Origin of the sequence: Xanthomonas dyei (assembly GCF_002939865.1) — a bacterium.
In the GTDB taxonomy this organism is placed as follows: Bacteria; Pseudomonadota; Gammaproteobacteria; order Xanthomonadales; family Xanthomonadaceae; genus Xanthomonas; species Xanthomonas dyei.
On record NZ_MDEE01000076.1, the window covers coordinates 1 to 8455 of the forward strand.

8 protein-coding genes and 1 pseudogene are annotated in these 8455 nt (G+C 56.6%); 3 read left to right on the forward strand and 6 right to left on the reverse strand.

All coding sequences use genetic code 11. From position 1 onward, the window contains the following. Positions 1–217 precede the first annotated feature (217 nt). The 4 genes from XdyCFBP7245_RS22745 to XdyCFBP7245_RS24655 form a co-directional block, all read right to left on the reverse strand. Positions 218–1696 carry an XVIPCD domain-containing protein gene (locus XdyCFBP7245_RS22745; RefSeq protein WP_104617630.1) on the reverse strand — a complete coding sequence of 493 codons (1479 nt, stop codon included), beginning with the start codon at positions 1694–1696 and terminating at the stop codon, positions 218–220. A 15-nt stretch (positions 1697–1711) separates the two neighbouring features. Then, entirely contained in the window at positions 1712–2329 is a 618-nt protein-coding gene (locus tag XdyCFBP7245_RS22750) for a hypothetical protein (protein ID WP_104617631.1), read from the reverse strand. Positions 2330–2415: 86 nt separating this feature from the next. After that, entirely contained in the window at positions 2416–2832 is a 417-nt protein-coding gene (locus tag XdyCFBP7245_RS22755; protein ID WP_104617632.1) for a SymE family type I addiction module toxin, read from the reverse strand. Then, positions 2829–3095, reverse strand: coding sequence for a hypothetical protein (locus XdyCFBP7245_RS24655; protein WP_244907905.1), 267 nt, complete (start codon positions 3093–3095; stop codon positions 2829–2831). Before XdyCFBP7245_RS24655 ends, XdyCFBP7245_RS22755 begins: the two co-directional genes overlap by 4 nt. 445 nt (positions 3096–3540) lie before the next feature. Between XdyCFBP7245_RS24655 and XdyCFBP7245_RS23950 the strand changes: the two genes are divergently transcribed. The 3 genes and pseudogenes from XdyCFBP7245_RS23950 to XdyCFBP7245_RS24770 all read left to right on the forward strand — a co-directional run. Continuing rightward, entirely contained in the window at positions 3541–4338 is a 798-nt protein-coding gene (locus tag XdyCFBP7245_RS23950; protein ID WP_146091721.1) for a DUF6216 family protein, read from the forward strand. Positions 4339–4375: 37 nt separating this feature from the next. Beyond that, complete coding sequence (locus tag XdyCFBP7245_RS22770) at positions 4376–4786, forward strand: hypothetical protein (RefSeq protein WP_146091722.1); 411 nt, start codon at positions 4376–4378, stop codon at positions 4784–4786. An 88-nt stretch (positions 4787–4874) separates the two neighbouring features. Further along, positions 4875–4997: pseudogene (locus XdyCFBP7245_RS24770) on the forward strand (hypothetical protein); the annotation flags it as partial. A 213-nt stretch (positions 4998–5210) separates the two neighbouring features. Here the strand turns inward: XdyCFBP7245_RS24770 and XdyCFBP7245_RS22775 are convergent. Continuing rightward, a complete protein-coding gene (locus XdyCFBP7245_RS22775) occupies positions 5211–6839 on the reverse strand; it encodes a coiled-coil domain-containing protein (protein ID WP_211287771.1) in 1629 nt (542 codons plus the stop codon). A 156-nt stretch (positions 6840–6995) separates the two neighbouring features. After that, positions 6996–8165: a dsDNA nuclease domain-containing protein gene (locus tag XdyCFBP7245_RS22780; RefSeq protein WP_158255533.1), complete on the reverse strand. Its 1170-nt coding sequence runs from the start codon at positions 8163–8165 to the stop codon at positions 6996–6998. Between the last annotated feature and the right edge of the window lie 290 nt (positions 8166–8455).

Here is an 8455-nt window from a genome sequence, read left to right on the forward strand (position 1 = left end):
CCATGCGCGCACCTTCTTCCACACCCTGGCCCAGCAAGCACTTGATCTCGCAGAAAAAAATGTGGGGAAACCTCAGAACCTGGAACCGTTATGCTGCGCCGCTACGCGCGCATGCATGGGCGCGATGGTTTGGCGACGGCCAGGCTGCCGTGGAAGTGAAACTGGAACCGTTACTTCGGAACCGTTATTTGAACCTCGTTATCTCGTTGCGAAACACTCAGCGCGTCATCGACGGACCAGCCTGGCTGACGGCTTGCTGGGACTGCTCCAGCGCCTGCTGCTGTTCGCGCGCCTGGGCCTGAGTCTGGTTGATTGCCTGCAGGCGATCGAACGACTGGGTCTCTGGTGTCTGCACGGCGTCCATGGTCGACATATGGGCACGCTGGTGAGCCGGGTCGTTGAGGGCGCCCTGAACGACGAAGACCTTCTCGCCGCCCGCCAGCTGAGCCGTTGGGTTGTTGAGCACCACATGATCCACCCGCGACAACCCTTCCTCTTTTGCCAGCGCAAGCAGGCTAGCTGTCATGCGTTGGCTCGATGCATCCCACTGCCTGCCATGTGCGCTATCGAGCTTTTGCACCCCGCCTCTGATCTGCTGGTATAGCTGGTGATCCGCATGGCCTGGGTCTGACGGAAGACGTTGAGCTGAGGTCCCTTGCGATTGGGATTCACGTGCACGGAGCTCCTGCTCCAGCTCTTGTGCAGAGATCGGCGAGACATGCAGATGAGTGTTCTTGCTGTGCTGGAACAAGCCCGGCGTCGGGGGCTGGGTGCTGCTATCCAGGTAAGGCATCGGGCGCGTATTGCTGCCCAGATCAATACCATTGCGTTCTAGTGCATCCTCTTTGAGACCAAGCCGCTGCAGGTTAAAGATCATCGGTTGCTCAGGCGTGCCCTGCTGCACCTTATTGTAGTGACGCTCAAAGATCGCTGCGGTGCCGATGACCCAAGGTCCGTAGTGGTTGTGATAGTCAGATAGGCCGCCATAACCGATCTGCGTATCCTGTGCTGGTTTATCGAAATAGTTGACACCCATTGCCTCGATATTTGCCGGCGTGGCTGACATGGTCAAATCTTGATTCAAGGAAAGATTGGGCTTTAAGGTATAGACGAGACCTTGGCTTCCCGCAGCGGTATCGATGAAATCACGCATCCTTCCTGGAGCCGCACGATAAATGTCTTCCAAGGTCGGCTGAGGCGTACCGCCTTTGACCCTACTGAGGGTGGCATTCCAACCCGCAATTTCTGCACGTGATTCATCCTCACGGTTGCTAGCAATGACCTTTTCAGCGGCTGACGTATAGTCGTGTGTGGTGCGCGCAATCGTACGAGCTTCAGTCATAAATTGCTGCCTTGCGGCCTCCGCGTCCGGGCTGAAGGTGCTGTGTTGCAACTCGTGCCCAAGAACGAAAGTCAGATCTCCGGCAGATGCGGGAGCAACTCCGGTGGGGCTTACCAGCTTTGTCAGTGGCAACTGGATTGAGTGGCCAATGGGATCAAACGAACCCCCGGCATGCGGATCGGTGAGAGGCTTGAAGCTGGTCACCAGCTTTTGATCAACTGCTTCATTCAGCTGGCGCGCAAGTTCTGGCGAATCGGCTAGAAGCTGCTTCAGTTGGTCAACGTGAGGCTTGGTAACTCCGGGCTCATTGCCGAAATCATTCACAACTTTCAAAGCATCGGGACTGAGTGACATGTCCGCTCCTTGGACTTATCGGATGTAGACCCATTCGACGCATTTGTGCGCTACCAACGCTTGCGGTTCCGCAGCCTCACCTCGCGGAAAAACCTCTACCCGCATTCCCGGACGCGTAAAGAAGTCACTCATCCAGCGGCCGTCTTCGACAATGTTGCGCTCACGCGCAAACCCCATCTGCTCAAGCTGATGGGTAAAGCGATCAAAGTCGAGGCGACAAATTTCGCTCATCGGCGGCGATGCACCGGCTACATTGCGGTCAAAGCGGAATTCGAACCATCTACCATCAAGTTTGGTTTCATCGACTCCAAACCCATAACTCCAATCCTTAGTGAGCCGGCCAAAGGCCCGGTATCGGCCTTCGTCGCCTTTCACGAACTGAACTGCCTGCCCCATCGTGGAATTCAGACGCTGTGGAGTGAAGTCGGAGATGGTCTGGCTGCCCTTGATCAACACAAGCAGCTGACCAAGCAAGCCTTCCGCAGTGGGCTTGTTAGGCGGCACAGTGGTAGGACTGGATGAACTCATGGCAGATGTCTCCGTGACGATTGCCGGGGCGGGGGTGGCTGAGGTGTGGGCGCATGCGCCCAGAGCGAAGGTTGCGAGCAGAGCGTAAAGAGGGCGCGCGAGCATGCGGTATCCATTGTGCGCTGGTGTGGGTGTGACGCTAGTGGCATCCGGCACCGAGGTCAATCGCAAGGCTTCTGGCAACCACGCCATCATCGCCGCACGCTGCGCACCTTGGCCGGAACCTCCACCAGCGGCAACACCTCCATCAACAGCTGCCCTTCGCTGGCAGTGATGCGCAGCTTGGTGCCGATAGCAAAGCCCAGTTGTTCCAGCCATAGGCCGCTGAGGCGGACATGGGGTACGTGCTGGTCGCCGGCGTGGTCGTGGGCGCCGGGGTAATGGGTGTAGCTGACGGTGCATTGGCGCGGGCGGCGGGCGCGGCGGGGTGCGCCCAGCGTGCCGGGGCCTTGCGGGGAGGCGTCCGGGTCGGGTGGCAGCATCGGCGGCAGCGTGGTGCGGTCGGGTTCCACAACGACCCACTGCACGCGCTTGGGCGGCGTGGGGCGCGCACGCGTGCGGGTGGGCCGTGCGCTGGCAGATGCCGTGGGTGGGCGGCGGCGTGTCATGGCGCCTCCGGGTGGTGGTTGGTGGATGCGTCGACACGCTGCTGCAACGCCACGGCCCTGCGTGCGAACGGGCCGCGCGAGGTGCGCGGCAACACAACGAGCTGTCGACTCAGCGAATGCGCGGGATCGTCGCTCGCCTGCTCAACAGCTGCGCGTGCGACGAGCCGGCGCAGCACCTCGCCCACATCCCACCGCAGACGGTGAGCGGAAGCTGGCAACAGATCAACCGGCACAGATGCCGGTATGGATAGTGCGGTAGACATGGCAACGCCCTCCTGGAACAACCCAAGAACCGCCACCAACGGCGACGGGATGTCGGGAGGTTCGAAACCGCAGAGAGCCGGCGGGCATATTCCCCTTGCGGGTGTTGTATTAGCCGCCCTCCCGACGCAGGCATTGCGTCGGTTTGTACCTGCAGGATGCAGGCACAAAAAACCCACCGGTTTGACGGAGGTGGGTACCGCTCTCTGAGGAGTTTCGACGCTCCTTGGGCCTAGATTGCAAGTGTACGGTCTGGCGTGTCAATACACGCTGGCGGGTCTCGCGCGGCTGTGTGCGCCGCTGGCGCAGTTCCATACCGGCCACGCAAGCCGAACGCCGTCGCCTGATAAGTGCACCTGACCCCATCATGGTCTTCTAAAATAGTCCTCGCACCAACCGATATCCTCTACATCCCCGTGCCAACTAGGCCCCCATCGGAAGAAAATAATGGATTGGCTTGAATTCCTAACTCGTGAAATCGCCCCATATTCGGTCATCGGCATCTGCATCGCGGCAGGAATTACCTGCTGGCGAGCCGGATCTTTTCACCCTATCAACTCTCGGCTACTGAGATTTTTTATCAGTCGAGATGAGGTCGAAGATCCTGTCATCAGGAAAAGTCTGGCTGATCAAGCAGCATTGATCAGTTTTCGCATGACCCACGGCGTTCGAACCAGAACACTCTTTGATGCAAAGAAGTTGGCCGAGTTTGCGAACCTCAAAAACATCTCGCTCGATTTAATAGGAAGAGCCGGCTGGGTTTTTGACTTGAAAAATCTTGAAATTATCCCAAAGCGACTGCCTCGAAAATATTGGTTCACCCTTCCAATTTTAATATTCGTAATTTTCATTCCAGCCGGACTACTTTCACTCGGAATGACCACAAATAGCAGCCTTTTGGCAACACTTAAAAAAACGCACACTGATCTATGGCTTTCGGATAGTGACGCAACACTAGTGCGCCCGTTTTTCGGCGATCGGGTCACGATTACCAAGTCGGACTGCCCCAAAAAGGCCGAGCTGTGGGTCACCCCAGAGGGCTTCAAACCAGAAGATCGATCCATTCTTTGTGGAATATGGAACGATTCAGAGATAAGGAGCCATATAACTAAGGAAGTGAGCAAGCAAAGAAAGGTTCTATTTGTGGCTTTTGGGGCTTGTCTTTGGTATGTGCTGATGGGCATCAGCTTCGTAAGAGAGTGGAGAGCGCAATCAGAATTGAACAAAGCACTGACCACCGACTAAACACCCCAAGCATAATTCGAAAACGGGAAAACGTAAAATGCCTGCCTTTGGATATGATTTAGCAATGGCGTTGGCACCTGGTACGGTGGCTGGCTACTATTCCGGGCTTTTGATGGCAAAACTATCGAAGTTCAACGCATTAAAATATGAAGCACTGCGAGTTGTCAGATCCATCAATTACGTAGGGGACGGCCCGAGAACCCAAATCCTTCGATCCGACAAGGCCGAAGATCTTCATTTGATCGCATCGGAGCTTCTATCTCTACGACACAAAGCGGCAGGCATGATGGTCATGGACGTTGGCAACGGTCTTCTCGATGCCATAGCTGCCTGTGAGAATTCAAACTATTCAGTGGAGAAGCTTCAAGCTCAAATTTCCGATTGGCAAAAGCAGATACGAGAGATCAAGCCTTCGAAGCGCTTTTTTCTGCCCTGGGGACAAATCTAATCGCCCTTCTCTTGATCAGGCTTTTCCCTTCGGGAAATACCCTTTAAAGTGAGCAAGCATCAAATAACGGTTCCAGATTCACTTCTTTGTGATCAAACCCCTACCCCACGCTCTGCGCGGCCTGCCCGGCTATGCCGGCGTCCCCCTGATCGGCGATGGCCGCATGGCGCTGATCCTGGATGTGGATGGGCTGCGTTCCAGCGATCATTGATCTTTGGAATCGGGAATCGGGAATCGGGAATCGGGAATCGGGAATCGTCAAGACGATCCTGGTTGCCTGATCTAACGACAACGGCCGCGTACTGCGGCCGTTGTCGCGTCACTACCAGCATCGCTGCCGATCTATGTCGCGACGCGCGCAGGCATGGGCGCGATGATTTGGCGACGGTCAGGCTGACGTGGAACTGAGCCTGGAACCGTTGTTTCAGACTCTGCCTGCATGAGATTCCGATGTGGCTTTTGCCGAGGGGACTAGCAAGTTGGCGTACATCGATTGAAGCAGGGGCTCCACCGTGCTGTAGGCGACTTCCCATTCTTCCTCAACGAGGACAGAGTATTTCCGCTCGAGGTGCAGTTCGAAATCGAACAGATACTCCGTGGGCGTCTCAAGGCCGACGATGAGCTGGATATCGTCCGGCAAGTCTCTAGCGATGAAATCGAGCACTGCGGGAAGATTTACGTCATCTTGCGCCTGCTGGTTGGGCGAATCGATGACCACTGGAATATCGTACGTAGCGTTGGAGCCGTGAGCCGTGCGCCAAATAGCCGCGTAGTAAGCCAATATGGATCGGGGACCTCCGCTTCCAGAGAGGTCTGGTCGCCCTGCCAGTTTCATCTTGGACACGTCAACGGAAGGAAGCTTAAGTGCGACTCGGCCATCGGCGTAAAAGCCTCTGAAGTCGGCAAGTATTGCTTTCGTCCGCTTGACGGCCCGCAGCTCCTTCATTGTCTCATCTAGCTTGTCGACGGCCAGGATAGCTTCGTCAATATCTTCTTGCAGTTGCTTGCGTTCGGCCGCAAAAGCGGCCAGAGCGCCTTCGGCACCGATACCTCCGACCACGTCTTGAAACTTGAGTTCGCCTTTTCTGGTGTCCAGCAGTCGGGATGTCCGGAGGTAGCTCTCGTTGAGGGTAGCCAGTTCGCCGAACACCTTTTGGCATCGATCGCGAACAACGGCCGCATCGTCGCGAAGGCGTGCGGCTAGTTCGCGCAGGACACGCGCGTCCTCTGCGAACCGCAACAGGTCTAAGAATGGCTTTTCGTGCTCTGCGTGACAGGTGGGGCAAATGAGCGGCTGACTCCCCGCCGTCCGGATCCATGCCGCATCACTGTTGTAAGCCTTCAGTGCCTCATCGGCCATCCGAATCTGATGGTCCAGGCTGGCCAGCAACTCTTGTTCGCGAACTGCATCACTCCGGAGCTTCTCCTGGCGACCGTTGAGCTCGGAGACTTCACGGGTCAGCTGCTCAATCTCAGCCTCGAAATTCGCAGCACTTAGCTTGGGCCCATGCACTGGTACAGTGCGGCTGAAACGGTCCAATGTTCGCTCCAGCAGCCTAAGCTCTCGACGGTGCTCATCCAATACGCGCGAATGTTGGCCTTTCTTCGCACGCGCTTCGTAGTACGCAGGGGGGCAAACGCCAGTGAAGTACTCGAGGATTGCAGTCCAAGGCGCAGTGAAGCGCTTGAGGCCAGTGAATGTGTTCCACTCAGATTGCCAGCTTCCGTCTTGATTGACATAGAATGGCAAGAAGAAGCACGCAGCGTCTGCCGAAACAACCTCCGACTCGGTCTTGCCAGTGAAGACTAGATTGAAGTCCGTGACATGACAGAAAACCCTCGTCCATTCGGCGAACTTGGCCGTCGTGGCAATCAACTGGCGGTCTGCATCGAACAGTGCTCGGCGCCCGTTCTGGTGGAGAACAAAGAAGTGCCTCCCGTCGAACGAGAATTCGAGGAGTGAGACGGCGTCTTCATCCCATGACTCAAGAGTTCCCTGTGGGGTAGCACCCAGGGTCTCAAAGAGGCTCCGAATTAGTGTTGTCTTCCCCATATGGTTCCGGCCCCTGATGAGGTTCTTCCTCGGGTGGAACTTCACGTGGCGTGCCTTCTTGTCCCGCAGTGAGAGCAGCCAGATGTTTTGAAATCGAAAGCGATGCATAGGTCTTAGTTCTCAGGCTACGAACGAGAAGTCTCAGCTCGGGTCCATTCATGTTGTTATTACCCTCATGACAAAGCGTGCCAAAAGCTCTTCGTCCCGGTACTGCCCGAAGTTAGCCTTCATCGCGACAAGCGCAGCATCGACGTATGGCTTTAGATTTGGTCCACACGCGTTTGTCTGCGCCCAGCTATCGCAGAACAAGTCAATGGAGTGAGCTTCAGGCGATGGACCGGTAAGTTGTTCCGCCGCGACTTTAGCCGCAGCCATTCGCATCGTCGTAAGCGCCCTGAAGTCAAAGCCCTCCTGTTGGAGCTTAGTGAGCCAGCTCTCGAAGAGCGCGTTTCGGTCCGGGATGGTTGCAAGTGAACTGAGCGCTGTGTGGAACTCGGCCCTAGAAAAGCCTCGTTCTTTAACCAGCTCATCGAACGTCGCGCACGTCGCCGTGCGGCGACCTAGCGCAGAGACCTTCATGACAAGCGACTCCACGAACGCTCGAGCCTGTGCGGCATGTCCGGGACTACGTTGTGCCAGCAGTTCTAGCGCTTTGGCCACCGCCGGCGCCGAGGGGTCGTCCGGATGAATGGCCACACGGGCAACGCGCACCCTCTTGAGATCTGGAAGCGGAGCTCCCGCAGCGCACAGAGTGTGGAGCGCGTCCGTCAGGAGCTGCGCATGGTCTGCTGCTAGGTCTGATAGAACGCAAGGTAGAGATGTCGCTGCGTTCGCCCCGGAGGCTAGTGGGACGTCACAGCCAGCGTTCGAAATGAAGATACCCTCAGCCGGCAACTTCTCAAACGCCATCAAGCTCAGATGGATCTTGCCGAAGACGCTGTTGCCGACATTGTCGAAGCTCGGGGCAACGGTAGATACCGGTGCGGCGGGGCCGCTAGCAGCGATCTTCTTCGCGGACTTCGGTTGCTTAGGCGCTGAGGTGCCAGTCAACACCGACCAAGACCAGGTCCCCGTGTCCTTCTTCTTTACTTGGTATATGGCGGCCTTGGTAGGAGCGCTGAGGGAATCGAGTTCAGTGACGTCCTGTACTGCCTCGAAAAGCAGCAGGAAATCTGGGGCATTCGACTGCTCCAGTTCAAGCATCCTGAGAACGGCCCACCATCGCTGGAAGTCAACGCCCTTAGCCCCGTGTCCGCCACCTGTCTCGGTAAGGCCTGGCTTGTTGGCAACTAGCAGGACTTCCGCCGCGCCTGTAGCTATAGTCAAAGTATCCCTCCCTAAACGCCGCCGCTCAGTTGCAATCGATTCCTTGTTGCTCTTGGGTAAAAGTGAGGGCTAGCCTTTTAATTCTACAGTTTGTAACGGGTAGGTAGTGAGTCCTTGCCAGGGACCCGGTTAGGGGCTAGTGCTGTGCATCGCAAAAGCTTTCATTCGCCGGAGGTCGTGATGCAACAAGAGCTGGAAATAACGGTTCCAGGTTCTGAGGTTTCCCCACATTTTTTTCTGCGAGATCAAGTGCTTGCTGGGCCAGGGTGTGGAAGAAGGTGCGCGCATGG

Coding starts and splice junctions, on each gene's coding strand:
- XdyCFBP7245_RS22745 (WP_104617630.1), bottom strand. CDS start 1,696: ATGTCACTCAGTCCCGATGCTTTGAAAGTTGTGAATGATTTCGGCAAT.
- XdyCFBP7245_RS22750 (WP_104617631.1), bottom strand. CDS start 2,329: ATGCTCGCGCGCCCTCTTTACGCTCTGCTCGCAACCTTCGCTCTGGGC.
- XdyCFBP7245_RS22755 (WP_104617632.1), bottom strand. CDS start 2,832: ATGACACGCCGCCGCCCACCCACGGCATCTGCCAGCGCACGGCCCACC.
- XdyCFBP7245_RS24655 (WP_244907905.1), bottom strand. CDS start 3,095: ATGTCTACCGCACTATCCATACCGGCATCTGTGCCGGTTGATCTGTTG.
- XdyCFBP7245_RS23950 (WP_146091721.1), top strand. CDS start 3,541: ATGGATTGGCTTGAATTCCTAACTCGTGAAATCGCCCCATATTCGGTC.
- XdyCFBP7245_RS22770 (WP_146091722.1), top strand. CDS start 4,376: ATGCCTGCCTTTGGATATGATTTAGCAATGGCGTTGGCACCTGGTACG.
- XdyCFBP7245_RS22775 (WP_211287771.1), bottom strand. CDS start 6,839: ATGGGGAAGACAACACTAATTCGGAGCCTCTTTGAGACCCTGGGTGCT.